General features: G+C 70.2%; 24 protein-coding genes. 12 read left to right on the top strand and 12 right to left on the bottom strand.

The window, feature by feature from the left end; all coding sequences use genetic code 11:
• A complete protein-coding gene (glpK, locus tag ACFC1K_RS08975; protein WP_375871345.1) occupies nt 1–1,539 on the bottom strand; it encodes a glycerol kinase GlpK in 1,539 nt (512 codons plus the stop codon).
• A 72-nt stretch (nt 1,540–1,611) separates the two neighbouring features.
• Nucleotides 1,612–3,339, bottom strand: coding sequence for an FAD-dependent oxidoreductase (locus tag ACFC1K_RS08980; RefSeq protein WP_375871346.1), 1,728 nt, complete (start codon nt 3,337–3,339; stop codon nt 1,612–1,614).
• 87 nt (nt 3,340–3,426) lie between these two features.
• On the opposite strand from ACFC1K_RS08980, the gene ACFC1K_RS08985 reads away from it, so the two are divergent.
• From ACFC1K_RS08985 to ACFC1K_RS09015, 7 genes are all read left to right on the top strand, one after another.
• Nucleotides 3,427–4,386 (top strand): sugar-binding transcriptional regulator, encoded by a 960-nt coding sequence (locus tag ACFC1K_RS08985; protein WP_375871347.1) that lies wholly within the window; start codon nt 3,427–3,429, stop codon nt 4,384–4,386.
• 332 nt (nt 4,387–4,718) lie between these two features.
• Entirely contained in the window at nt 4,719–5,756 is a 1,038-nt protein-coding gene (gene ribD, locus ACFC1K_RS08990) for a bifunctional diaminohydroxyphosphoribosylaminopyrimidine deaminase/5-amino-6-(5-phosphoribosylamino)uracil reductase RibD (protein WP_375871348.1), read from the top strand.
• Nucleotides 5,756–6,427, top strand: coding sequence for a riboflavin synthase (locus ACFC1K_RS08995; RefSeq protein ID WP_375871349.1), 672 nt, complete (start codon nt 5,756–5,758; stop codon nt 6,425–6,427). Before ribD ends, ACFC1K_RS08995 begins: the two co-directional genes overlap by 1 nt.
• On the top strand, nt 6,424–7,698 hold the full coding sequence (ribA, locus tag ACFC1K_RS09000) for a GTP cyclohydrolase II (RefSeq protein WP_310247740.1): 1,275 nt from the start codon (nt 6,424–6,426) through the stop codon (nt 7,696–7,698). The genes ACFC1K_RS08995 and ribA overlap by 4 nt, the downstream gene beginning before the upstream one ends.
• The gene (gene ribH, locus ACFC1K_RS09005; protein WP_310289212.1) at nt 7,695–8,171 is read left to right on the top strand and encodes a 6,7-dimethyl-8-ribityllumazine synthase; all 477 of its coding nucleotides are present in this window, start codon (nt 7,695–7,697) and stop codon (nt 8,169–8,171) included. Before ribA ends, ribH begins: the two co-directional genes overlap by 4 nt.
• Nucleotides 8,172–8,310: 139 nt before the next feature.
• Nucleotides 8,311–8,664 carry a hypothetical protein gene (locus tag ACFC1K_RS09010; protein ID WP_045300921.1) on the top strand — a complete coding sequence of 118 codons (354 nt, stop codon included), beginning with the start codon at nt 8,311–8,313 and terminating at the stop codon, nt 8,662–8,664.
• A 228-nt stretch (nt 8,665–8,892) separates the two neighbouring features.
• Nucleotides 8,893–10,374: an MFS transporter gene (locus tag ACFC1K_RS09015; protein WP_375871350.1), complete on the top strand. Its 1,482-nt coding sequence runs from the start codon at nt 8,893–8,895 to the stop codon at nt 10,372–10,374.
• A 63-nt stretch (nt 10,375–10,437) separates the two neighbouring features.
• Here the strand turns inward: ACFC1K_RS09015 and ACFC1K_RS09020 are convergent, their stop codons facing one another.
• The 7 genes from ACFC1K_RS09020 to ACFC1K_RS09050 form a co-directional block, all read right to left on the bottom strand.
• Nucleotides 10,438–11,130, bottom strand: a complete 693-nt coding sequence (locus tag ACFC1K_RS09020; RefSeq protein ID WP_375871351.1) for a DUF4166 domain-containing protein — start codon at nt 11,128–11,130, stop codon at nt 10,438–10,440.
• Nucleotides 11,127–11,732 carry an SRPBCC family protein gene (locus ACFC1K_RS09025; protein WP_375871352.1) on the bottom strand — a complete coding sequence of 202 codons (606 nt, stop codon included), beginning with the start codon at nt 11,730–11,732 and terminating at the stop codon, nt 11,127–11,129. The genes ACFC1K_RS09020 and ACFC1K_RS09025 overlap by 4 nt, the downstream gene beginning before the upstream one ends.
• Nucleotides 11,729–12,136 carry a hypothetical protein gene (locus ACFC1K_RS09030; protein WP_310289199.1) on the bottom strand — a complete coding sequence of 136 codons (408 nt, stop codon included), beginning with the start codon at nt 12,134–12,136 and terminating at the stop codon, nt 11,729–11,731. The genes ACFC1K_RS09025 and ACFC1K_RS09030 overlap by 4 nt, the downstream gene beginning before the upstream one ends.
• The gene (locus ACFC1K_RS09035; protein ID WP_310289197.1) at nt 12,133–12,807 is read right to left on the bottom strand and encodes a TetR family transcriptional regulator; all 675 of its coding nucleotides are present in this window, start codon (nt 12,805–12,807) and stop codon (nt 12,133–12,135) included. Before ACFC1K_RS09035 ends, ACFC1K_RS09030 begins: the two co-directional genes overlap by 4 nt.
• 125 nt (nt 12,808–12,932) lie before the next feature.
• Nucleotides 12,933–13,760 carry an ABC transporter permease gene (locus ACFC1K_RS09040; protein ID WP_310289194.1) on the bottom strand — a complete coding sequence of 276 codons (828 nt, stop codon included), beginning with the start codon at nt 13,758–13,760 and terminating at the stop codon, nt 12,933–12,935.
• A complete protein-coding gene (locus ACFC1K_RS09045) occupies nt 13,757–14,629 on the bottom strand; it encodes an ABC transporter permease (RefSeq protein ID WP_310289192.1) in 873 nt (290 codons plus the stop codon). Before ACFC1K_RS09045 ends, ACFC1K_RS09040 begins: the two co-directional genes overlap by 4 nt.
• Nucleotides 14,626–15,567, bottom strand: coding sequence for an ABC transporter ATP-binding protein (locus ACFC1K_RS09050; RefSeq protein WP_375871353.1), 942 nt, complete (start codon nt 15,565–15,567; stop codon nt 14,626–14,628). Before ACFC1K_RS09050 ends, ACFC1K_RS09045 begins: the two co-directional genes overlap by 4 nt.
• Nucleotides 15,568–15,720: 153 nt before the next feature.
• Between ACFC1K_RS09050 and ACFC1K_RS09055 the strand changes: the two genes are divergently transcribed.
• Nucleotides 15,721–15,936 carry an AsnC family protein gene (locus ACFC1K_RS09055; protein ID WP_310289187.1) on the top strand — a complete coding sequence of 72 codons (216 nt, stop codon included), beginning with the start codon at nt 15,721–15,723 and terminating at the stop codon, nt 15,934–15,936.
• Nucleotides 15,937–15,962: 26 nt separating this feature from the next.
• Nucleotides 15,963–17,963 carry an ABC transporter ATP-binding protein gene (locus tag ACFC1K_RS09060; protein ID WP_375871354.1) on the top strand — a complete coding sequence of 667 codons (2,001 nt, stop codon included), beginning with the start codon at nt 15,963–15,965 and terminating at the stop codon, nt 17,961–17,963.
• Between the two features lie 240 nt (nt 17,964–18,203).
• Here the strand turns inward: ACFC1K_RS09060 and ACFC1K_RS09065 are convergent, their stop codons facing one another.
• The gene (locus ACFC1K_RS09065; protein WP_375871355.1) at nt 18,204–20,084 is read right to left on the bottom strand and encodes a phosphoenolpyruvate carboxykinase (GTP); all 1,881 of its coding nucleotides are present in this window, start codon (nt 20,082–20,084) and stop codon (nt 18,204–18,206) included.
• 141 nt (nt 20,085–20,225) lie between these two features.
• On the opposite strand from ACFC1K_RS09065, the gene ACFC1K_RS09070 reads away from it, so the two are divergent.
• Nucleotides 20,226–21,662, top strand: a complete 1,437-nt coding sequence (locus ACFC1K_RS09070) for a helix-turn-helix domain-containing protein (protein WP_310289180.1) — start codon at nt 20,226–20,228, stop codon at nt 21,660–21,662.
• A gap of 48 nt (nt 21,663–21,710) precedes the next feature.
• Here ACFC1K_RS09070 and ACFC1K_RS09075 read toward each other — a convergent pair whose 3' ends face one another.
• Nucleotides 21,711–22,790, bottom strand: coding sequence for a winged helix DNA-binding domain-containing protein (locus ACFC1K_RS09075; protein ID WP_375871356.1), 1,080 nt, complete (start codon nt 22,788–22,790; stop codon nt 21,711–21,713).
• A 45-nt stretch (nt 22,791–22,835) separates the two neighbouring features.
• Nucleotides 22,836–23,267 carry a helix-turn-helix domain-containing protein gene (locus ACFC1K_RS09080; protein ID WP_310289176.1) on the bottom strand — a complete coding sequence of 144 codons (432 nt, stop codon included), beginning with the start codon at nt 23,265–23,267 and terminating at the stop codon, nt 22,836–22,838.
• A 113-nt stretch (nt 23,268–23,380) separates the two neighbouring features.
• On the opposite strand from ACFC1K_RS09080, the gene ACFC1K_RS09085 reads away from it, so the two are divergent.
• A complete protein-coding gene (locus ACFC1K_RS09085; RefSeq protein ID WP_375871357.1) occupies nt 23,381–23,746 on the top strand; it encodes a DoxX family protein in 366 nt (121 codons plus the stop codon).
• A 95-nt stretch (nt 23,747–23,841) separates the two neighbouring features.
• The gene (locus ACFC1K_RS09090) at nt 23,842–23,982 is read left to right on the top strand and encodes a hypothetical protein (RefSeq protein ID WP_375871358.1); all 141 of its coding nucleotides are present in this window, start codon (nt 23,842–23,844) and stop codon (nt 23,980–23,982) included.
• Nucleotides 23,983–23,986: the final 4 nt, after the last annotated feature.

Here is a 23,986-nt window from a genome sequence, read left to right on the forward strand (position 1 = left end):
TCAGTCGCCGGTCGTGCCCATGAGCACGCGGGCGTCGTCATCGACCCAGTCGAGCGACTTCGACACGGCCTTGCGCCACTGGCGATAGCGGCGTTCGCGCTCGTCCTGGGGCATCTGCGGCTCGAAGCGGACGTCCTCGCGCCAGTGCGATCGGAGCTCGTCGAGGTCGCTCCACACGCCGGTCGCGAGACCTGCGGCGTACGCGGCGCCGAGCGCGGTCGTCTCGACGACCTTCGGGCGCACGACCGGGATGCCGAGGATGTCGGCTTGGAACTGCATGAGGAGGTCGTCGCGCGTCATGCCGCCGTCGACCCGAAGCTCGTCGAGCGTGCGGCCGGTATCGGCGACCACGGCGTCGATCACGTCGCGCGTCTGGAACGCCGTCGACTCGAGCGCCGCGCGTGCGATGTGCGCCTTGTTGACGTAGCGCGTGAGTCCGACGAGCGCGCCACGCGCGTCGGAGCGCCAGTACGGCGCGAAGAGCCCGGAGAACGCCGGCACGAAGTAGGCGCCGCCGTTGTCGTCGACGCTCGCGGCGAGGGTCTCGACGTCCTCGGAGCGCTGGATGATGCCCAGGTTGTCGCGCAGCCACTGCACGAGCGAGCCGGTCACGGCGATGGACCCCTCGAGCGCGTAGCGGGCGGGCTCGTCGCCGATGCGGTAGCCGACCGTGGTGATGAGGCCGCTGCCGGATCGCACGATCTCGGTGCCGGTGTTCACGAGCAGGAAGTTGCCTGTGCCGTAGGTGTTCTTCGACTCCCCGGCGTCGAACGCGGCCTGCCCGAAGGTCGCCGCCTGCTGGTCGCCGAGGATCCCGGCGATCGGCACCCCGTCGAGCACCGAGGGCAGCGAGGAGTGACCGACGACCTCGGATGAGGAGCGGATCTCAGGCATCATCGCGCGCGGGATGCCCCACACGGCGAGCAGGTCGTCCGACCAGTCGAGCGTGCGCAGGTCCATGAGCAGCGTGCGCGACGCGTTGGTGACGTCGGTGACGTGGATGCCGCCGCGGGCGCCACCCGTGAGGTTCCACACCACCCAGGTGTCGGGCGTGCCGAACAGCAGCTCTCCCGCTTCGGCGGCCGCGCGCGCTCCGTCCACGTTGTCGAGGATCCATGCGACCTTCGACGCCGAGAAGTACGTGGCGAGCGGCAGCCCCGTAGCCTCGGCGAATCGATCCGCGCCTCCTTCGGCCGCCAACTCGTCGATCCGGGGCTGGGTGCGGGTGTCCTGCCATACGAGCGCGTTGTGCACCGGACGCCCGGTGCGCTTCTCCCACACGATCGCCGTCTCGCGCTGGTTCGTCACGCCGATCGCGGCGATCTCGGATGCCGCGAGCCCGGCGCGCGAGAGACACGACGCGATGACCCACTCGGTGTTGGTCCAGATCTCCACCGGGTCGTGCTCCACACGACCGGCCCGGGGGAAGATCTGCTCGTGCTCCCGCTGGGACACCGCGACCACCGCACCGGCGGCGTCGAACACGATGGCACGTGTCGAGGTCGTGCCCTGGTCGATGGACAGCACGTGGTCGGGCAACGTCGTCTCCTTGCTCCGCGGGCGACATCGCCCGCGCGGGTCGGCCGCGCGCCCAGCGCGCGTGCGGTCAGGCTATCGCGCGGCGGCGGGGATCCAGGACGGGTCCGCGGCGTGGATCCGGTCCAGCGCACGTCCCACTTCCAGCGCGATCCGTGCGGTGTCCCAGTCGAGCACGGGCGCGACCGCGTCGGCCGCCTCGGCGACCGCCTCCGCCGTCGCCTCGCCGACGAACGCGATGCTGGTGCGCCGCAGCAGCAGGTCGTCGAGATGCGTGACGTCCTCCGTCGCCGCGAGGTGCCGCAGCTCGCCCGAGCTGTAGCCCGGCAGGTGCTCGAGCAGGGCGTCGTCGGCATCCGCGGCGATCGCGTCCACGACGGCGGCGGCGATGGTGCCGTACCGGTCGAGCAGCATCGCGACGCGGGTGGCAGGCAGGTCGGCGGCGTGAGCCGCGATCCACTGCCGGCGAGCGCGCTCGGTCATCGGGTATCCGCGGCCGCCGCCGATCGGCACGCCTCGAGTGGAGCTGCGGCGCGGGCGGGCCAGCAGCCCGAGGGCGCGGTCGGCGAGATGCTCGGCCGACGCGCGGAAGGTGGTCCACTTTCCGCCGATGAGGCTCAGGATCGTCGCATCCCCGCCGATCAGCGGTGCGGACTCGACGCGGTAGTCACGCGAGACGAACCCCGGCGAGACATCGTCGTGGCCGGGGAGCGGCCGCACGCCGGCGAACCGGTAGACGATCTGCGAGCGCTCGACCGGGATCGACGGCAGCACCTGGCCGATGAGCTCGATGAAGTAGTCGACCTCCGCCTCGGTGCACACGATCGGGTCGGCCATGTCGTGCTCGAGGTCGGTGGTGCCGACGAGAACGCGGCCCTTCAGCGGGTAGATGAGGACGATGCGTCCGTCCTCGTTCTCGAAGAACAGCTCCCGCCCGCCGGTCGCGGCGAGCAGCGCGGGGTGGTCGAGCACGACGTGCGAGCCCTTCGTTCCGCCCATGTAGCGGGTCGGGTCGCCGAGGGCGAGATTGGTGAGATCCGTCCACGGACCGCTGGCGTTCACGATGACGGATGCCGAGAACCGCGTCTCCTCGCCGGTCAGCGTGTCGCGCAGCACGACCCGCCCGTCGTCGACCCCGACGGCCGCGGTGTAGTTGGCGGCGCGCGCCCGATCGCCGCCCGCGGCGCGGCCGTCACGCAGCACGTCGATGGCGAGGCGCTCGGGGTCGTGGAGGGACGCGTCCCAGTAGGTCGCGGTGTACTTCACGTCAGGGTTCAGCTGAGGCAGCTGCGCGAGCGAACGCTTGCGCCCGTGGAAGGTGTGTCGAGGGACGGTGCCCTTGCCGAACACGCCGCCCCCGCGGGAGAAGGAGTCGTAGATGACGAGCCCGATCTTGATCAGCGCGGCCCCGCGCTCGCGGTGCTTCCCGCCGCCGTGGCGCAGGAACTTCAGCGGCGCCGACAGCACTCCTGAGAACGTCGAGAAGATCGGGATGGTGGTCTGCAGCGGCCTGACGTAGTGCGGGGCGGTGCGCAGCAGCGCGTTGCGCTCGGTCACGGCCTCGTGCACGAGCCGGAATTCGCCGTTCTCGAGGTAGCGGATGCCGCCGTGGATCATGTGCGACGACGCTGCCGACGCGCCGCTGATGAAGTCGTCGCGCTCGACGAGTGCGACGTCCACGCCCTGCATCGCGAGGTCACGGAACGTCGCGAGACCGTTGATGCCGCCGCCGATGATCAGGACGTCGGCGTAGGGCCGCTCGGCGAGAGCCGCCCATCCTCGTTCCGCTGCCCGCGCCGTCATCGCATCCCCCATCGTCGTGCTGTCGTCCCATCATGGCATCGCTGGACGTCCTTGCAGGGGATATGCACATACGTGCACGATGGGCGGATGGACCAGATCGGCGACGCCCGCACGATGCAGCGCGCGCTCACGGCCGCGCACCTCTACTACGTGCAGGACCGCACCATGGAAGCGATCGCACAGGAGCTCGGCACGTCGCGTTCGACGGTGTCACGACTGCTCACGCACGCGCGGGCGACGGGCATCGTCGACATCCGCATCCGGTCGCCGTTCGCCGCGCCGCAGCGACTCGAGGAGCGACTGGCCGAGCGCTTCGGCATCCTCGCCCAGGTCGTTCCCGTGCCCGACGACACCACCGAGGTCGACCGGCTGCAGCGCGTCGCCATCGCCGCCGCACACGCGCTCCTGGACCTCGTGCAGGACGACATGATCGTGGGCGTCGCCTGGGGGTCGACGACCGTGGCGGTGAGCCGTCACCTCGTGCCCAAGCCGGTGCACGGCGCGACATTCGTGCAGCTGAACGGCTCCGGCAACACCCATTCGACGGGTCTCCTCTACGCGAGTGAGATCCTGAGCCGGTTCGCCGCCGCCTATGACGGGAGCGCGCAGCAGTTCCCCGTGCCGGCGTTCTTCGACGACCCCGCCACGAAGGACGCGATGTGGCGCGAGCGCAGCACGCGGCGCATCCTCGACATGCTCCCCGCGATGGACCTCGTGGTGTTCAGCACCGGGTCCGCGGGATCTCGCGTGCCGAGCCACGTCTACAGCGGCGGCTACCTCGAGCCGGCCGAACTCGATCAGCTCGCCGACGAAGGCGTCGTGGGCGACGTGGCCACCGTCTTCTACCGCGCGGACGGGTCGAGCGGCGGAATCGCCCTCAACGACCGTGCCACCGGTCCGAGCCTCGACCTCTTGCGCGGCATCCCACGGCGTCTGTGCATCGTGTCAGGGGTGTCGAAGCTCGCAAGCCTCCGAGGTGCCCTCGCCGCGCGCATCGCGACGGATCTCATCGTCGACGAGGCCACCGCGCGGGCGCTCCTGGAGTGAGGCCGGAGCGGGATCAGGCGGGCGCGCGGACTTCATTCGAAGACATGGAATGAATGGACGGATGCCGCGTTGACTACACTCGAGAGCATCAACGTGCTCCGGGGTCGGTGAGAATCCGAACCGGCGGTGACAGTCCGCGAGCCAAGGCATCAGCATCCGATTCGGATGCCGCCGCGGCCGATCCGGTGGAATTCCGGAACCGACGGTGATGCGACAGGTTTCCTGAGGGAGGCAGGTCGCTAGTCCGGATGGGAGGCAGCACAGAGGCGTCGCCATGCGCGCCTCCGCTTCCTATGCCCCGGGGCGTCGAGAACGACGAGACGAGGGGCCGGATGGCGAGCACAGCGGAACACGACGCGATGCGTCGGGCGCTGACGATCGCCCGACGCGGTCCGCGTGGCGTGAACCCTCAGGTCGGCGCGCTCCTGCTGTCGCCGGACGGCGACGTGCTCGCCGAGGGCTGGCACCGCGGTGCGGGCACCCCGCACGCCGAGGTGGATGCGCTGTCGCGGCTCGTGCCCGGCGCCGCGCGCGGCGCGACCGCGATCGTGACCCTCGAACCCTGCAACCACACCGGTCGCACCGGGCCGTGCTCCGAGGCCCTCATCGCCGCGGGCGTCACACGGGTCGTCTACGCGATCGCCGATCCCGGCGACCACTCCTCCGGCGGCGCCACGCGGCTGCGCGCAGCCGGCGTCGAGGTCGAGGCCGGCCTGCTCGCCGACGAGGCGACCGCGCTCCTCGACTCGTGGCTGACGGTCCAGCGCCTGCGCCGGCCGCACGTGACGGTGAAGTGGGCCCAGAGCCTCGATGGCCGGGCCGCGGCATCCGACGGCACCAGCCAGTGGATCACCGGGCCGCAGGCTCGCGCCGACGTCCACCGCCGCCGCGCCGAAGCCGACGCGATCGTCGCCGGCACCGGCACGGTGCTCGCCGATGACCCGGCGCTGACCGCTCGTGCCGAGGACGGGTCACTCCTGCCCCACCAGCCGATCCCGGTCGTCGTGGGCGCGCGCACCGTGCCCGAGGCGGCGGCCGTGCGGCAGCATCCGCACGCGTTCCTGCAGTACCCCGGCGACGACGACTCGGGCGGGCTGCGCGCTCTGCTCGAAGACCTGCGCACCCACGGGGTGCAGCGCGTGTTCGTCGAGGGCGGCCCTGCCGTCGCGGCGTCGTTCCTGCGTGAGCGCCTTGCCGACGAACTGCTCGTGTACGTCGCTCCGGTGCTGCTCGGCGGCGACCGGCTCGCTGTACAAGACATCGGGGTGACCACCATCGGCGAGGCGCGACGCCTGGCCGTGGCATCCGTCATCCCACTCGGCGACGATCTGCTGTTCGTCGCCCACCCCGCTTCGGAAGGAGACGAGTGATGTTCACCGGAATCATCGAGGAGATCGGCGAGGTCACCGCTGTCGAGCCGTCGGGAGACGGCGTGCGTGTGACGGTTCGCGGGCCGAAGGCCGTGTCGGATGCCGCGCACGGCGACTCCATCTCGGTCAGCGGCGTGTGCCTCACCGTCGTCGACCAGGGCTCCGACTGGTTCACCGCCGACGTGATGAAGCAGACCCTCGACATGTCGACCCTCGAGGGTGTCTCCGCCGGCCGCGGCGTCAATCTCGAGCGTGCGACGGCCGCGCACGGCCGCCTCGGCGGACACATCGTGCAGGGCCACATCGACGGCACCGGCGAGGTGCTCGAGGTGCGACCCGGCGAACAGTGGCAGGTGCTGCGCATCTCGGTCCCCGCGGAGCTCGCCCCATTGGTCGTCGACAAGGGCTCGATCGCCGTCGACGGCGTCTCGCTCACCGTGAGCGGTGCGAGCGCCGCCGCCCCCGGCGACGGCTGGTTCGAGGTCTCGCTCATCCCCGAGACCCTCGCCGCGACGACCCTCGGCGCCCGTGTGACGGGCGACCGCGTCAACCTCGAGACCGACATCCTGGCGCGCCACGTGCAGCGGCTGCTCAGCTTCACCACGGCGGCAGACGCCGCACCTGAACTCCCCGCGGACGCGTCCGCACCCACGGAAGGAGGCTCGAAATGAGCCTTGCCACGATCCCCGAGGCCCTGGAGGCGCTGCGCGCCGGCCGGCCGGTCATCGTCGCGGACGATGAGAACCGCGAGAACGAGGGCGACGTCATCCTGTCGGCGCAGCTCGCCACTCCCGAGTGGGTCGCGTGGACGGTCCGCTGGACGAGCGGCTTCCTGTGCGCGCCGATGCCCGCCGACTGGGCCGACCGCCTCGACCTGCCGCCGATGGTCGAGAACAACGAGGACGCCCGCGGCACCGCGTACACGGTGAGCGTGGATGCCGCCGACCGCGTCTCGACGGGCATCAGCGCCGCCGACCGCGCGCACACGCTCAACGTGCTCGCCAACCCCGAGTCGACGCCCACCAGCGTGATCCGCCCCGGCCACATCCTGCCGCTCCGCGCCGTCGACGGCGGCGTGCGCGAGCGCGCGGGCCACACCGAGGCCGCCGTCGAGCTCATGAAGCTCGCCGACCTCGCGCCGGTCGGCGTCATCGGCGAGGTCGTCGCCGAGGACGGCAGCATGATGCGCCTGCCCGGGCTCCAGGAGCTGGGCGCCGAGTACGGCATCCCGGTCATCACGATCGAGCAGCTCGCCGCCCACCTCGACGAGAACGTCCCGTGCGATCCCGCGATCCGCAACGCGCACAAGCGCCGCGTGAGCCTGCGCGCGGAGGCGCACGTGCCCACCGGGCACGGAGAGTTCCGCTTCCTCGCGTACAAGGACCGCGTCACCGGCACCGACCACATCGCGGTCGTCTCGGGCGAGCTCTCGGACGCGCCCCTCGTGCGCGTGCACTCGGAGTGCCTGACGGGTGAGGCGTTCGGCTCGCTCAAGTGCGAGTGCGGCCCGCAGCTGGAAGCCGCCCTCGACGCCATCGAACAGGACGGCGGCGTGGTCATCTACATGCGCGGCCACGAGGGTCGCGGTATCGGCCTCATCAACAAGCTGCGCGCCTACTCGCTGCAGGAGCGCGGCCTCGACACCGTCGACGCCAACCTCGCGCTGGGCCTCCCCGCCGACGCCCGCGACTACGCGGCGGCCGCCGGCATCCTCACCGACCTGGGTATCGAGAAGGTGCGCCTGCTGACCAACAACACCGACAAGGTCAAGCAGCTGCGCGAGCTCGGCCTCGACATCGTCGAGCAGGTGCCGCTCCTGGTCGGCGTCGGCCCGAACAACCACCAGTACCTGGAGACCAAGCGCGATCGCATGGGTCACATCATCAACGAGGCGGACCTCGCGGACGCCATCGCCCACATGCACGAAGGAGCAGAACGATGAGCGGCAAGGGCGCACCCGAGGCCACGGCACCGGTCGACGGCAGCGGACTCGACGTGGTCGTCGTCGCGGGGACGTGGCACGAGACGATCACCGACGGCCTCATCGCCGGCGCCGCACGCGCCGCCGATGCCGCGGGCGCCTCGCACCGGCTCGTCCGCGTGCCCGGCTCGTTCGAGCTCCCCGTCGTGGCGAAGGCGGCTCTGGAGGCCGGAGCCGACGCGGTCGTTGCGCTGGGCGTCATCATCCGCGGCGGCACGCCGCACTTCGAGTTCGTCTCGAACGCGGCGACCGACGGCCTGACCCGCGTCGCGCTCGACACCGGCAAGCCGGTCGGCTTCGGCGTGCTGACGCTCGACGACGAGGCCCAGGGCATCGCCCGCGCCGGCCTCGAGGGCTCCGTCGAAGACAAGGGATTCGAAGCGGCCGACGCGGCCATCCGCACCGCTGTGGTGCTCCGCGACCTGCGAGCCTGAGCCTGCGAACACCGGAGATCCCGCGAGAATCGGCCCACCCACGGGTGACAGGCCGATCCTCGCGGGATTTGCGATTCCGGCGGGCAGAATCAGGGCGGGGGCACCTGGCGGCGAGGCAACCTTCAGCTAGACTGATGGCATGGAAATCCTCCGCCACGTCGTCGTGCTCGTCCACCTCGTGGGCTTCGCCATCCTCTTCGGCGCCTGGGTCGTCGAAGCGGTGAACGGAAAGCACCAGATCACGCGCCTCATGAACTGGGGCCTCGCGATCGCCGGTCTCGCCGGCCTCATCCTCGCCGCCCCGTGGGGCATCGACTACGACCTCAACTACGCCAAGATCGGTGTGAAGCTGGTCATCCTCGTCATCATCGGCGCGCTCCTGGGCATCGGCGCCGGCCGGCAGCGCAAGACCGGCTCGGTGCCGGGCGCCATCTTCTGGTCGATCGGTGTGCTCACCTTCGCCAACGCCGCGATCGCGGTGCTCTGGCGCTGACCTCCTGACACGCGAGACGGATGCTGCGGCCCTGGGCCGCAGCATCCGTTCTCCGTCTCTGCGGCCGGGGCGGAATCCCGGGAGTAGGCTGGTCTTTTGTGCCGGGCGACAACGCCCGCACCCACGGTGATCCAGTGCAGTGCCGCCTGACGCGTCACCCTGCGCCCGGCGTCCGCCCACCGCCGCATCCCATCCGGATGCCTCGCTCCGCGCATGCCCCAGGTGAATATGTCCTCCCCCAGCACGACCGCCGCGACCTCCGCGGCACCCGCAAACCCCCGCTCCCGCGTCATCCTCGCGAGCCTCGTCGGCACCACGATCGAGTTCTACGACTTCTACGTCTACGCGACCGCCGCCGTCCTCGTCTTCCCGATCCTCTTCTTCCCGACCGGCAACGACACCACGTCGCTGCTGCTGTCGTTCAGCGTCTTCGGCGCCGCCATGATCGCGCGCCCCCTCGGCGCGATCGTGTTCGGGCACTTCGGCGACAGGTTCGGCCGCAAGGCGACGCTCGTCGCGTCGCTGCTCACCATGGGTATCGCGACGTTCCTCATCGGGTGCCTTCCGACGTTCAACGAGATCGGCGTGTGGGCTGCGATCCTGCTGCTGGTCCTGCGCCTGTTCCAGGGCTTCGCGCTCGGCGGCGAGTGGTCGGGCGCCGCGCTCGTCGCGACCGAGAACGCCCCGAAGGGCAAGCGCGCCTGGTACGGCACATTCCCGCAGCTCGGCGCACCGCTCGGCTTCATCATCGCGAACTCGGTGTTCCTCGCGATCAACTTCCTGCTCCCCCACCCCGACGGCGCGGGTCAGCGCTCGGCCGACTTCCTCGCGTGGGGCTGGCGCGTTCCGTTCCTGTTCTCCGCCGTCATGGTGATCATCGGCCTGTGGGTCCGCCTGCGCCTCGTCGAGTCCGACACCTTCGTCAAGGCCGAAGAGAAGGGCGCGATCCGCAAGTTCCCGCTCGCCACGGTCCTGCGTCACCACTGGTGGCACCTGATCCTCGGCACCTTCATCATGCTGGCGACCTACGTGCTGTTCTACCTGATGACGAACTTCACGCTCTCGTACGGCACCAAGGCCGCAGACCTCGAGGTCGCGTCCGCCGCAGCGCAGAAGGCCGCAGAGGCGGCGGGCACCGCGTTCGACCCGGCGGCCTTCGCCGCGCAGTTCTATCCGGGTCTCGGCTTCGGATACACCGACTTCGTGCTGATGCAGATCATCGGCGTCGTGTTCTTCGGCATCTTCACGCTGTTGTCGGGTCCGATCGCCGACACGATCGGACGCCGCCGCCTGCTGCTGTGGGTGACCGGCCTCATCATCGTCTTCGGCCTCACGTTCAACCTGTTCCTGTCGCCGCAGCTCGACCCCAAGTTCACCGGGGCCTTGACGCAGGCGTTCCTGATCTTCGGCTTCATGCTGATGGGCTCGACGTTCGGTCCGATGGGCGCCGTCCTGCCCGAGCTCTTCCCGACGAACGTCCGCTACTCGGGGTCGGCGATCTCGTACAACGTGTCGTCGATCCTCGGTGCCGCCTTGGCGCCGATCGTCGCGGTCGCGCTGTGGGCCTCGGCCGACGGCAGCCCGTGGCTCGTCGGCCTGTACCTCTCGGCGATGGGCGTGCTGACCTTCATCGCGCTCCTCCTCTCCCCCGAGACCAAGGACGTCGACTACGACGCCGACCTGGGCGTGGGAGCCACCGGCTCGCTCTAGCCCCGGCTTCTCAGAACGGTGGATGCCTCGACCCGGCCGGGTCGAGGCATCCACTGTCTCCGCTCACACGCGCCGCTCGTGGCGAACGGGCTTCGTGTGCGAGGGCGCATCGGTCGCCTCGGGGAACTCGCAGCGGAACTCACCCTCGTAGCCGAACAGGAACCCGAAGACGCGGTTGCGCACCTCGAGGCGAATGCGGAAGACCTGCGCGACATCGTCGTAGCTCTCGCGGAGCTCGGCCCGACCGCTGAACAGCATGGGGAACCGAAAGCCGAGCGGACCTTCGTAGAAGCGCTGCCGGTCGGACCGCAGCAGGAGGCTCCCGTCGGGCTCCGCTGTCAGCCGGAGGTCGACTGCGAGGTGCTGATGGCTGCCGAGGTAGTCGAGGATCCGTCCGTCATCGCCGAGGACCATCGTGGCGTCGAAGCGGCGCACGGCACGCGGCATCCGGAAATGACGCACGAAGGTGACCGTCTCGCGTCCGAACGGGTCGCGGTACGGATGGTTCTCGATCGTGAACGCGATGCCGCGCCCCGTCTCGGGGATGAGGATGTTGCGGAAGCGCCCGATCTGAAGGAATGGGATCGTCCACCAGGGACCCCGGCGAATCGTGCTCATGGTGCCGCGGCCGACGCACGCGTAGCCCGCCGCGAGCCCGACTCCGAAGCGACGCTGCACCATGGGGTGGAGGCGGGAGAAGTCGTCGCCCATCGCGCGCGCGAAGATCGACGTGGCCACCGCGGTCTCGGCGCTCACGGGTGCACCAGCTCCTGGAGCGTCGTCGGGGCGTCCTCCATCACCCGACGGCCGGGAGGACGACGCTCGCACCGGGCGGCGCGAGGACGCTCTGGGCGCCAGACGCGCAGCACGGATCGCAACGGCCACCGCTCGGGTGGGGTGCCGGACTCGGCCCAGATCCGCAGCCGATCGAAGCTCCAGGCGGTCGCCCAGCCGATCAGCGGTCGAACGACCAGATCCAGCGTGCGACCCCACTGCGGGCTGTAGTCGTACCCGGTCGTGAAGACGACGCCCTCACCGTCCGGACGGTACCGCCAGTAGCCTCGACCCGAGCCGAGCGGCGAGAGCCGGCTGTCGCTGTCGAAACGGAGGGCGGACGTGCGCGTTCCATCAGGGCGGTCGTGTTCGCCGATCGTCGTGCCGGTGCCCGTGATCGTCCATCCGGGCAGGCGGCGTTCGTAGATGAAGCGCGTGCCGCCGCCCGCCAGGCGTGCGGTCGGAGCGATGCGGCTGAAACGCACGTCCCAGCGCGCGTGCAGCGCCGGGTCCTGGGTGAGCTGCCACACCCGCTCCATCGGCGCCGCGATGCGGATGCTGACGTAGATCGCGCGCCGGGTCACCGCAGCGATCCGATCGCCGCGACGAAGATCCACACCGCCGCGAACGCGACCGGTGCGCCGAGAGCGATGGTGCCCCACACCGTCATCGCGCGGAGGAAGCGCCGCGCCTTCTGCCTTTCGCCGAACATGTTGAGTGAGGACAACGCCGCGGCCGACCCCACGATGACCGCTGAAACGGCCGGCATCGCGACGGTGGCAGGAACGACAGGCAGCACGAACATCAACCACGATGCCGCCGTGGGCAGCCCATCGCTCAGCGAGGCAGCCCAGACGCACGCCGACGCGACGACGATGAGCACATTCAGCACCGTGAGAACGCGGAACCACCGCTCACTCCAGAGCCCGACCTCCGCCGCGGCCGGGGACTCCTCGGATGCCGTCGCCGCGGCTTCGCCGTGGCTCACGCCTGCACCTCGGTGATGAGGTCGAGCAGTTCGCGCAGCGGCTTGCGGAGCACGCGCAGACGCACCAGAGGAAGCGAGAGCTTGAGGAGCCGCAGGCCGCGCTCGAGCAGTCTGCTCGTGCGCTCCCGGCCGTCCGATGTGTCATAGACCCAGAACAGGGCGAGCAGCAGGTGGCCGAGCATCAGCGCCGACGGCAGATCCTCGTCGAACTCCGCGGGGAGCTTGTCTGCGGCACCCGCGATCGCCTCGCGGAAGAGGCCGACCACGATCTCGCGCGATTCCGAGGAGTCGCTCGACAGCGGGTTGATCGACGACCGCGGCGAGACCGCCGCCGAGAGGAACTCCGGGGCGAACCGGTGGTACGGCTCGAGCTGCGCGAGACCCGTGCGGAAGACGATGCCGAGCCGCTCCACGAGATCGTCGCTCGTCTCGAGGAGCGGGAGCGCCGCCGCGCGGTGCTGCTGCTGCACGTCGAGGTAGAGCTCCTGCACGAGGTCGTTCTTCGACGCGAAGTGGTAGTTGGTCGTGCCCACCGACACGCCGGCCTCGGACGCGATGAGCCGGATCGTGGTCTGGTCGTACCCACGTTCCCGGAACGAGCGCAGGGCGATGTCGCGGATGAGCGCTCTCGTGCGCTCGCTCTTCGTTGCCGTGCCGACGGAACTGGACATGTTCAGAAAGGTACTCCCGTTTCTGAACATGTTCAATAGACAGCACGCGCGAAGCGCATGCGCAGGCACGCGATGATTCGGATGCTGCCGCCCGCGGGGGCTGCAGCATCCGAGTCAACCGGGAATCAGTCGAGGAACAGCGCGCGCAGACGCTTCGTCGTGAACACCAGACCGATGGCGATCATCACGACGTAGTAGAGGACGTGCCACCACATCTCGGGGGTGAGGATGCCGGTGGTGAGTCCGCGGACGAGTTCGACGCCGTGCCACAGCGGGAACGCCATGATGACGTGCTGGATCCACTCCGGGTAGATCGTGATCGGGTACAGCGTCGCCGAGAACAGGAACATCGGCAGCAGCACGAAGTTGATCCAGTCCATCTGCTGGAACGTCTTCATGTAGCTCGTGACGGCCATGCCGAGGCTCGCGAACCCGAAGGCGATGAGCAGTACCGCCGGCAGCGCCAGGATCGCGGTCCACGCCAGGTTGAGGCCGAGGATCTGCATGATGATCATGAAGCCGGTCGCGTACAGCAGGCCGCGCAGCAGCGCGTAGAGGATCTCGCCCAGCGCGACGTCGAGCGGCCCGAGCGATGTCGCGAGCATGCCCTCATAGAGCTTGCCGTAATTGAGCTTGAAGAAGACGTTCCACGTCGAGTCGTAGATCGCGCCGTTCATCGCCGACACGGCGAGCAGAGCGGGCGCGATGAAGGCCGCGTAGGGCACCTCCACGCCGCTGGAGGTCTGCACGTCGCCGATGAGCGAGCCGAGGCCGATGCCCATCGAGGCGAGATAGAACACGGGCTCGAAGAAGCCCGACAGCACGACGGCCCAGCTGGACGAGCGCGCGGCGATGAGGCCGCGCTGCACGACCGACTGCGGGTTGCCCGCCCACAGCGCGCGTACCCCGCCGGCGCGGATCGCGCCGGTCTCGGTTCCGGTCGCGACGGTCATGCGCCGAGCCTCCTCTGGAAGATGCGGCGGCCGATCACGTAGCCGCCGATCGACAGCAGGAGCAGATAGCCGACGTGCACGACGATCACGAACGGGTCCATGGGCAGGCCGTAGGTGGCGACCCGGCCGAGCTCGGTCGCATGCCACAGCGGCGACACCCACCCGATCCACTGCAACCAGAGCGGCAGCGTGGCCAGCGGGTAGAAGGTGCCCGAGAACAGGAACATCGGCATGAAGATGAAGCGCTGCACGAGCGCGACCTGGCCCTTGTCGTCGGTGATCGACGCGGCGTAGGCCATGTACGGGATGCCGAACGCGAGGCCTGCGAGCAGGCCGATCGGGATCGTGAGCCACCCGGTCTCGGGGTTCGGCACCGCCTGGAACAGCCACAGGAACAGGTAGTACGCGACCACCACGACGATGATGCGGGCGGAGGCGCCGGAGATGACGCCACCGGCGATCTGCCCCGGCGAGAGCCCGGTCGCGCTGAAGCCGAAGAAGTAGCGGCGCCACTTGAAGCCCGCCATGACGGGATACGAGAACTCCTCCGACGCGACGGAGATCGCGGCGGTCATCAGGAGGGCCGGCGCGACGAACACGAGGTACGAGACCTCGACGCCGTTCTGCGTGATCGGGGCGTCGATGAGCGCGGCGAGGCCGACGGCGAGGCCCAGCAGGTAGAGGATCGGCTGGCCGAGCGCGCCGACGATGATGGTCCAGCCGTACGCGCGCATCGCGCGCACCATGTGCTCGGTGACGTACCAGGTGCCGAACGCGCGGGGCTTGCGGCCCCAGCGCATCGCCTCGTCGCGCAGCTCGTCGAGCGAGGGCTGCACGCGGGTCGTAGCGTCTTCGGAGGGAAGGCTCATTCGATCAGCGACCTTCCGGTGAGCCGGAGGAAGACATCCTCGAGGCTCGAGCGGCGCACGAGCGACGTGATCGGGGTGAGCCCCCGGTGCGCCACCGTCTCGAGCGCCGCCTCGCCGTCGTTCGCGTAGACGAGGATGCGGTCGGGAAGCACCTCGACGCGGTCGCCGATACCCTCGAGCTGCGGCGCGACCTGCTCGTTGCGGTCCGAGCCGAAGCGCACCTCGAGCACCTCGCGGCTGGAGTGCTCGCGGATGAGCGAGGCCGGCGTGCCCTCGGCCATGATGCGGCCCTTGTCGACGACGATCAGCCGGTCGCAGAGCTGCTCGGCCTCGTCCATGTAGTGCGTCGTCAGCACGAGGGTGGTGCCGCGCTCCTTGAGGCGGAAGAGGCGGTCCCACAGCACGTGGCGCGCCTGTGGGTCGAGACCCGTGGTCGGCTCGTCGAGCAGCAGGATGCGCGGGTCGTTGATGAGGCCGCGCGCGATCGTGAGCCGCCGCTTCATGCCGCCCGAGAGCTGCTCGACCTTGCTCTTGGCCTTGTCTTCGAGCTGCGCGAACGCGAGCAGTTCGTCGGCCTTCTGGTGGCACACCTTGCCGGGCAGGCCGAAGTAGCGGCCGTAGATGTAGAGGTTCTCGCGAGCGTTGAGCTCGCCGTCCAGGTTGTCTTGCTGGGGCACGACGCCCAGACGCGACCGGATCTCGGGGCCGTAGCGGTCGGGATCGAGCCCGAGGATCGACAGATCTCCGCGGGTGCGCGTCGACACCGCGCCCACCATCTTCATCGTCGTGGACTTGCCGGCACCGTTCGGGCCCAGGAGTCCGAACGACTCGCCCGGCGCCACCTCGAACGACAGGCCGTCGACGGCGAGGAAGTCGGGCTTGCCTTTGACCTTGTAGGCCTTGACGAGGTTGTCAGCGGTGATCACGGGGGCGGGCACCGGACTACCCTAACGCCCCGCTCCGACACCGCCCAGTGGCCCCCCGCGAACGGACGTCGTCAACACAAGTTGACACCTCGATGAGTGTCAACTACGGTTGACGACGGATGCCGCAGGCCGCGGCATCCGTGACCGGAAACGAGAGGCTGCCCGATGAGCGGCGACGAACTGACCACCCTGATCGGGGCGGCCGGCGAACGCGAGCCGATCGCGGAGCTGCACCGTCTCGCCGAGGTGCGCCGCGAGCTCGCGCGCGCCGAGGAGGTGCAGGTGCGCAAGGCGCGCAACCTCGGCTTCTCGTGGCAGGCGATCGCGGGCGCCCTCGGTGTGAGCCGACAGGCCGTCCACAAGAAGTACGGTCGAAGGTAAGCCCCCTTCACGAACGAGGTACACCCATGCCCTCCGCCGATCTCGACGAAGCCCCTCCCGCCCCCGCCGTTGCGGAGTCCGCCCGCGCCCGCCGCGGGCGTTCCCGGCGCGGGAAGGCCGAAGAGGGGCCGCGCGCGACGTTCACGCAGCTGCTCCCCTACCTCTTCGAGCACAAGCGCACGCTCGCCGTCGTGGTGGTGCTGAGCATCCTGAGCGCGGGCGCGTCGCTCATCCAGCCGCTCCTGGTGGGCCAGGTCATCACGCGCGTGCAGGAGAACCTCGACTTGGGGCTGCTCATCTGGGCGCTCGTGGGGTTCGTGCTGCTCGCGTCGCTCATCTCGGGCTGGCAGCACTACCTGCTGCAGCGCACCGGCACCGCGGTCGTGTATTCCAGCCGGCGCCGGCTCATCTCGCGCATCCTCCACCTGCCGATCAGCGAGTTCGACGCGCGCCGCACCGGTGATCTCGTCTCACGCGTCGGCAGCGACACCACGCTCCTCTACGCCGCGCTCACCCAGGGCCTCGCCGACTCGATCGGCAACGGGCTGCTCTTCGCCGGCGCACTCATCGCGATGGCCATCATCGACCCGGTCCTGCTCGCCATCATCGTGCTCGTGATCGGCATCTCGGTGCTCGGCGTGGTGCTTTTGAGCGGCCGCATCCGCACCGCCTCGACCGAGCAGCAGGAGAAGGTCGGCGCCCTCGCGTCGGGCGTCGAGCGCGCGGTCGGCTCGATCCGCACCGTCCGCGCTTCGGGCGCGACGGCGCGCGAGGTCGACGCGGTCACCGCGCAGGCGACCGAGGCCTACCACGTCGGCGTGCGCATCGCGAAGGTGTCGGCGCTGGTCGTGCCGATCGCCAACGTCGCGCTGCAGGTGTCGCTGCTCGTCGTCATCGGCCTCGGCGGCTTCCGCGTCGCCACCGGCGCGCTGTCGATCGCGAGCCTCGTGACCTTCATCATGTTCCTGTTCATGCTCATCGCCCCGCTCGGTTCGTTCTTCGGCGCCATCACCTCCGTGAGTCAGGCGCTCGGAGCCCTGGGCCGCATCCAGGAGGTGCTCGACCTCCCGACCGAGGCGCAGGACGACGTCGACATCGCGGCGCGCACCCTCCGACCGGCTCAGGGGGCGGTCGCTGAGCCTGTCGAAGCTGCCGCGATCGAGTTCCGCGACGTGCGGTTCCGCTACCCCGAGAACGTCGTCCAGGCGCGGCGCAAGGCCGAGTCCGAGGCACTGGCCGTGCTCGAGAGCGCGCACGTCGACACGTCGACGATCGTGCTCGGCGACGGGGCGGGCGACACCGGCCTCGAAGGACTTGCGGATGCCGCGGCATCCGTGTCCGCCGACACCGAGGTGCTGCGGGGCGTCTCGTTCTCGGTGCCGCGCGGGGCGCGCGTCGCCCTCGTCGGCCCGTCCGGCGCCGGCAAGAGCACGACCCTCGCGCTGATCGAGCGCTTCTACGACCCGACCGAGGGGGCGATCCTCCTCGACGGCACGGACGTGCGCACGCTCGACCGCGACGTGCTGCGGGCGCAGCTCGGCTACGTCGAACAGGACGCCCCGACCCTCGCCGGGACGATCGGGGACAATCTGCGTCTGGCTTCGCCCGAGGCATCCGATGATGACTGCGAAGCAGTGCTTCGTGCCGTGAACCTCGGCGAGGTGCTCGACCGCAACCCGCTGGGCGTCGACGCGCCCGTGGGCGAGTCGGGCGTGATGCTCTCGGGCGGCGAGCGTCAGCGCCTCGCGATCGCGCGGGCACTGCTGGCCGCTCCCCCGATCCTGCTGCTCGACGAGTCGACGTCGTCGCTCGACGGGCTCAACGAACAGCGCATGCGCGAGGCGATCGACGCCGTCGCGGCCGGCCGCACGCTCGTCGTGATCGCGCACCGCCTGTCGACGGTCGTCGACAGCGACCACATCGTCGTCATGGAGCACGGCCGCGTGGTCGGCCAGGGCACGCATTCCGAGCTCGTGCAGACCACGCCGCTCTATCGCGACCTCGCGAAGCACCAGCTGCTGGTCTGATCCTCCTCGCCCCCACCCGACCGAGTCCCCGCTGTTCCGCAGTCGCGTTGTGCGCTCCGCGGGGCCGCGCACCCGCCGGAAGCGACTGCGGAACAGCCCGAGTCGTACAAGGAGAATAGGCGCCCGGCCCCTCTGCCAAGAAGAGGGCCGGGCGCCGGTCTGTGTGCGACCGTCACCGGTCGCAACCGAGACCGAAGCCTCGACCCCTCGCACAGGCGGGGCCGAGGCGTCGGAACCGGGTCAGGCGCGCTGCAGGCGGTACCGGAGCGCGGCGAGCTCAGCCCACAGCGGAGCGGGGACGCGGCCTTCGAACGTGCGGTAGAACTCCTCGGTGAGGTCGGCCTCGTGCAGCCACAGCTGCGGGTCGACGGCGAACAGCTCGTCGAGGTCGGCCTGCGGTACGTCGATGCCGTCGACGTCGAGGTCCTCGGTGCGAGGCAGGCGGCCGATCGGACTCTCGACGGCGCCGACCTCACCCTCGATGCGGCGGATGATCCAGTCGATGACGCGCGAGTTGTCGCCGAAGCCCGGCCACAGGAAGCGTCCGTCGGTGCCCTTGCGGAACCAGTTCACCTGGAACACGCGCGGTGCGCGGTCGAAGCGCAGCTGCTGGCCGACCTTGAGCCAGTGGCCGAAGTAGTCGGCCATGTTGTAGCCGCAGAACGGGAGCATCGCGAACGGGTCGCGGCGCAGCTCGCCGACGGTGCCCTCCTGGGCCGCCGTCTTCTCCGACGAGATGTTGGAGCCCATGAACACGCCGTGCGTCCAGTCCGTCGCCTCGACGACGAGCGGCACGTTGGTGGCACGGCGGCCGCCGAACAGGATCGCGTCGAGCGGCACGCCCTGCGGGGCGTCCCAGTCGTCGGCGATCTGCGGGCACTGGGCCGCGGCGACGGTGAAGCGCGAGTTCGGGTGGGCGGCGGGGCGGCCGGAGGCCGGCGTCCACGGGTTGCCCTCCCAGTCGGTGAGCTGTGCCGGCGGCTCGTCGGTGAGGCCCTCCCACCACACGTCGCCGTCGGGGCGCAGCGCCACGTTCGTGAAGATCGTGTTGCCCCACAGCGTCTCGACCGCGGTGACGTTGGTCGACTGGCCGGTGCCCGGCGCGACGCCGAAGAAACCGGCCTCGGGGTTGATGGCCCAGAGGCGCCCGTCCTCACCCGGACGCAGCCACGCGATGTCGTCGCCGAGGGTCTCGACGCGCCAGCCCGGGATCGTCGGGCGGAGCATGGCGAGGTTGGTCTTGCCGCACGCAGACGGGAACGCGGCGGCGATGTGGTAGGCGCGACCGGCCGGGTCGATGACGCGGATGAGGAGCATGTGCTCGGCGAGCCAGCCCTCGTCGCGGCCGATCACCGAGGCGATGCGCAGCGCGAAGCACTTCTTCGCCAGGATCGCGTTGCCACCGTAGCCCGAGCCGTACGACCAGACCTCGAGGGTGTCGGGGAAGTGGACGATGTACTTCTCGTCGTTGCACGGCCACGCGACATCCGCCTCGCCCGGCTGCAGCGGGGCGCCGACGGAGTGGACGGTCTTGACCCAGTGCGCGCCGCCGGCGATCTCGCGCAGCACGTCGGTGCCGACGCGCGTCATGATGCCGATCGAGGTGACGGCGTAGGCACTGTCGGTCACCTGCACGCCGATGTGCGACAGCGGGCCGCCGACGGGACCCATCGAGAAGGGCACGACGTACATCGTGCGGCCCTTCATCGAGCCCTCGAACAGCGGGGTGATGGTGGCGCGGATCTCGTCGGGCGCGGCCCAGTTGTTGGTCGGGCCGGCGTCCTCCTCGCGCTCCGACGCGATGAACGTGCGTGCCTCCGTGCGCGCCACGTCGCTCGGGTGGGAGCGGGCGAGGTAGGAGCCCGGGCGCCACTCGGGGTTGAGCTTGATGAGCTTGCCCTCGTCGACCATCTCGCGAAGGAGCATGTCGTTCTCCGCACGCGAGCCGTCGACCCAGTGGATGCGCGCCGGCTGCGTGAGCGCGGCGATCTCGTCGACCCACGCGCGCAGAGCGACCATGCCTTCGCCCTGAACGGTCGGCAGCTCGCCATACGTCCGGGCGAGGGCGGGACGGGCGGTGGTGGAGCCTTCGGTTCGGGGGAAGATGTCGGCAAGGGCCATGGTGTCGCTCCTCGTTGATTCGACCGTCAGATGGTTTCGACGATGCAGATTCGTGCTCTTCCTCTACTTTCGGGCGTAACAGGCGGCTCTTCCCACGAAATCTGGTGTCAAGAGTTGCAATTCTTTCGCTAGCATCAAGGAATGCCCCCGACGTCACTCGAACTGTCGACCCTGGGCCACCGCATCCGTCATCAGCGTCTCGCCCACGGGTACACGCTCGACGAACTGGGCGCGCTGGTCGGGGTCGCCGGAAGCCAGCTCAGCCTCATCGAGAACGGCAAGCGCGAGCCGAAGCTGTCGCTGCTGCAGGCGATCGCCTCGACGACGGGTGTCGAGGTCGGCGACCTCCTCTCGGCCGAGCCGCCCAACCGCCGCGCGGCGCTCGAGATCGAGCTCGAGCGCGCGCAGTCGGGGTCGGTCTTCCGCCAGCTCGGTGTCACGCCGATCAAGGTGACCAAGGGCATGTCCGACGACACGATCGAGTCGATCCTGGGCCTGCACCGCGAACTGCAGCGTCGTGAGCGCGAGGCGATCGCGACGCCCGAGGAGGCGCGCCGCGCCAACACCGAGCTGCGCCTCATGATGCGCGAGCGCGACAACTACCTCCCCGACATCGAGAAGCTCGCCGAGAAGCAGCTCAAGGCGGCGGGCCACGTGTCGGGAGCCCTCACGCACCGCACCGTCAGCATCATGGCCGAGAAGCTCGGCTTCGAGCTGATCTACGTGAACGACCTGCCCCACTCGACGCGCTCGGTCACCGACCTCGAGCACGGGCGCATCTACCTGCCGCCGGCGTCCATCCCCGGCGGCCACGGCCTGCGGTCGATGGCGCTGCAGGCGATGGCGCACCGCCTGCTCGGCCACAAGAGGCCCACCGACTACGCCGACTTCCTGCAGCAGCGGCTCGAGATCAACTACTACGCCGCGTGCTGCCTGATGCCCGAGACCGCCTCGGTGTCGTTCCTGCAGCAGGCCAAGAAGGATCGCAACCTCGCCGTCGAGGACTTCCGCGACGCGTTCGGCGTGACGCACGAGGCGGCCGGCATGCGCCTGACCAACCTCGCGACGCACCATCTGGGGATCAAGCTGCACTTCCTGCGCGTCGACGGCTCGGGCGCGATCTCACGCGTCTACGAGAACGACGACCTCCCGCTCCCGATGGACGTCACCGGCGCCGTGGACGGCCAGATCGCGTGCCGGAAGTTCTCGGCGCGCGCCGCGTTCTCCGAGCAGAACCGCACCACCGAGCACTACCAGTACACCGACACCCCCGCCGGCACCTACTGGTGCTCGACGCAGACCGGCACCACGGCCGAGGGCGAGTTCTCGATCACGGTGGGCGTGCCCTTCGACGACGCGCGGTGGTTCCGCGGACGCGAGACGCAGAAGCGCGCGACCTCGACGTGCCCCGACGAGTCGTGCTGCCGCCGGGTCGCCTCCGGCGTCTCGGATCGCTGGGCGGGCAAGGCCTGGCCGAGCGCGCGCGTGCACATGCAGATGTTCTCGCCGCTCCCCCGCGGCGCCTTCCCCGGCGTCGACGACAACGAGGTGTACGACTTCCTCGACCGCCACGCCTGATGCGCGTCGGGAAGGATGGATGCTGCGGGCCCAGGCGGCAGCCGCGTTCTATGCCGTGATGAAGTCGCGGTAGCGGTCGAGCGCGGCGGCGATCTCCTCGTCGGTCGCAGCCCCGGGGGCGAACAGCTCGGGCACCGGGGATTCCGCGTGCCGGCCCACGGCCAGCGAGTGCGTCCACACGCCGACCGCCTCACCGCGCGCGACGAGGATGGGGCGGACGACGCCGTTCATGCTCGGGCCGATCGCGCTCAAGAACTCCGGCGCGCAGGGCACGGTGCGGTCGGCGTACGACAGGTAATACTCCTCGAACGGCGGCAGGGCCACCACCTCGGGGGCCGCGGCGCTGCGCCGCGGTGCGGCGCCGGCGACCACGTACTGCGGCTCGGGTTCGTCGGCGACGAGACGCAGGCGATCGGATGCCGCCTCCGCCGCCGCGCGCGAGACCCCGAGCGGGAGCCCGGTCCACCACGCGAAGTCCCGCGCGCCGGCGGGACCGTGCGAGGCGATGTAGCGGACGAAGAACTCGGCCATCGGATCGGCCGGGGTCACGGCATCCGTGATCCACTCGTCGGCGAGCACGAAGAACTGCTCGCGGGTCGGCCCCTTCTCCCGTGGCACGACGGGGCCCTGGCACAGCACGGCGCGCAGCGACAGCGCGACGAGCAGGTGGTAACCCCGCTGCCGGAACGTCGACACCCCGCCCTGCTCCCACACCTCGAACAGCTCCTTGCGCGTGAGGCGGTTGCCCCCGCCGAGCGCTGCCCGCGCGAGGCGCTCGGCGCGGTCGGCCTCGTCGGCGTCGATCCCCTCGTTGCGGTGCACGGCCGCCGCCTGGCGGCGCTGGCGCTCGGCGGTCAGCGACAGCACCCACTCCATGTCGGCGGTGGGGATCGTGTGGATGGTCCCGCGCATGGTCCAGGTGCGCACGATCTCGCCCCGGCCGTAGGCGGCGTCCACGTCGCGCACCGTCGTGCGGCCGCGCACGCGGGTCGCGAGCGCCCAGCGCCCGCCCCAGAACTCCTGGCTCTGCGTCGCGAGCATGTGCCGCGCCGCGTCGACGACCGTCGCCGCGGGGGCGCTCAGACGGTGCGACCGGAGCCGCTCGTGCCGGAGGACCGACGTGTTCATCCGCCCATCATGGCCCAGGTCGCGGACGCGGGGTGTCCGCGATCGTCAGCGCTGGTGCGCGGCGTCGTAGGCGGCGCGGGAGTCCTCGATGCGGGGGTGGTACTCGATCGCCCAGTCGGCGAGCGCCATCGCGAGCTGGATGAGCGTGCCGCCGAGCGGCGTCAGCTCGTACTCGACCCGCGGCGGCACCTCGGCGTGGACGGTGCGCGTGATGAGCCCGTCGCGCTCGAGCTGGCGCAGCGTGAGCGTCAGCATGCGCTGCGAGATGCCGGGGATGTGTCGCTGCAGCTCGGTGAAGCGCAGGCGCTCGCGCCGCAGCGTGCCGATGACCAGCAGCGACCACTTGTCGCCGATGCGGTCGAGCACGTCGCGGATGGCACGCCCGTGGTCGGAGCCGGGTGACGCCTGCTCGCACGAGCGCTCGTAGCCGGTCGGGGTGGGCTCGCCGGGGACTTCGACCGTGAGGGTGGTCGACATCGCGTGTCACCTACTTACATCCGTGTGCCTTTTGTACGCGTCCTTCAGGTGACGCATCATGGGGTTGCTTACAAACAGTAACAGACCCCACGATCCCTCCCTGGAGTATTCGCATGATCATCGCCCTCTGGATCCTCAACGGCCTGCTCGCCCTCGCGTTCATCGCGGCCGGCGCGATGAAGGTCGCCCGTCCCAAGTCCGCGCTCGTCGCGAGCGGCCTGAGCTGGGCCGACGACTTCGCCGACCCGACCGTGAAGCTCATCGGTGCCGCCGAGGTCGTCGGCGGCATCGGCCTGATCCTGCCGCTCCTGACCGGCATCGCGCCGATCCTCACCCCGATCGCCGCTGCCGCCCTGACCGTCGTCATGATCGGCGCGGTCGCGGTGCACGTGCGGCGCAAGGAGAACGCGACCCCGTCGATCGTGCTCGCCGTGCTGTCCGCGGTGAGCGCCGTGGTGGGCTTCCTGGTCGTGCTCTGACCGCACGGGCACCGGAGGAGGGCGGATGGCTCGGCCCGAGGCATCCGCTCTCCTCGGGACTCCCGGCGCGCGATCCGGTTCCCTAAGCTGACGGCATGAGGGTGAACGACGCGGATCCGCGACTCTGCCCCACGTGCGGCGACGCGCTGAACTTCGAGATCCTCGACGATGAGCGTTTCCTGGTCGCCTGGTCGTGCGTGAACTGCGGCCTGATCCGCACGACCGAACCGGTGTAGGAGA

Source organism: Microbacterium sp. NPDC056057, from assembly GCF_042266945.1.
Classification (GTDB): domain Bacteria; phylum Actinomycetota; class Actinomycetes; order Actinomycetales; family Microbacteriaceae; genus Microbacterium; species Microbacterium trichothecenolyticum_C.

Coding starts and splice junctions, on each gene's coding strand:
- ACFC1K_RS08980 (WP_375871346.1), bottom strand. CDS start 3,339: ATGACGGCGCGGGCAGCGGAACGAGGATGGGCGGCTCTCGCCGAGCGG.
- ACFC1K_RS08985 (WP_375871347.1), top strand. CDS start 3,427: ATGGACCAGATCGGCGACGCCCGCACGATGCAGCGCGCGCTCACGGCC.
- ribD (WP_375871348.1), top strand. CDS start 4,719: ATGGCGAGCACAGCGGAACACGACGCGATGCGTCGGGCGCTGACGATC.
- ACFC1K_RS08995 (WP_375871349.1), top strand. CDS start 5,756: ATGTTCACCGGAATCATCGAGGAGATCGGCGAGGTCACCGCTGTCGAG.
- ribA (WP_310247740.1), top strand. CDS start 6,424: ATGAGCCTTGCCACGATCCCCGAGGCCCTGGAGGCGCTGCGCGCCGGC.
- ribH (WP_310289212.1), top strand. CDS start 7,695: ATGAGCGGCAAGGGCGCACCCGAGGCCACGGCACCGGTCGACGGCAGC.
- ACFC1K_RS09010 (WP_045300921.1), top strand. CDS start 8,311: ATGGAAATCCTCCGCCACGTCGTCGTGCTCGTCCACCTCGTGGGCTTC.
- ACFC1K_RS09015 (WP_375871350.1), top strand. CDS start 8,893: ATGTCCTCCCCCAGCACGACCGCCGCGACCTCCGCGGCACCCGCAAAC.
- ACFC1K_RS09035 (WP_310289197.1), bottom strand. CDS start 12,807: ATGTCCAGTTCCGTCGGCACGGCAACGAAGAGCGAGCGCACGAGAGCG.
- ACFC1K_RS09040 (WP_310289194.1), bottom strand. CDS start 13,760: ATGACCGTCGCGACCGGAACCGAGACCGGCGCGATCCGCGCCGGCGGG.
- ACFC1K_RS09045 (WP_310289192.1), bottom strand. CDS start 14,629: ATGAGCCTTCCCTCCGAAGACGCTACGACCCGCGTGCAGCCCTCGCTC.
- ACFC1K_RS09055 (WP_310289187.1), top strand. CDS start 15,721: ATGAGCGGCGACGAACTGACCACCCTGATCGGGGCGGCCGGCGAACGC.
- ACFC1K_RS09060 (WP_375871354.1), top strand. CDS start 15,963: ATGCCCTCCGCCGATCTCGACGAAGCCCCTCCCGCCCCCGCCGTTGCG.
- ACFC1K_RS09065 (WP_375871355.1), bottom strand. CDS start 20,084: ATGGCCCTTGCCGACATCTTCCCCCGAACCGAAGGCTCCACCACCGCC.
- ACFC1K_RS09070 (WP_310289180.1), top strand. CDS start 20,226: ATGCCCCCGACGTCACTCGAACTGTCGACCCTGGGCCACCGCATCCGT.
- ACFC1K_RS09075 (WP_375871356.1), bottom strand. CDS start 22,790: ATGAACACGTCGGTCCTCCGGCACGAGCGGCTCCGGTCGCACCGTCTG.
- ACFC1K_RS09080 (WP_310289176.1), bottom strand. CDS start 23,267: ATGTCGACCACCCTCACGGTCGAAGTCCCCGGCGAGCCCACCCCGACC.
- ACFC1K_RS09085 (WP_375871357.1), top strand. CDS start 23,381: ATGATCATCGCCCTCTGGATCCTCAACGGCCTGCTCGCCCTCGCGTTC.
- ACFC1K_RS09090 (WP_375871358.1), top strand. CDS start 23,842: ATGAGGGTGAACGACGCGGATCCGCGACTCTGCCCCACGTGCGGCGAC.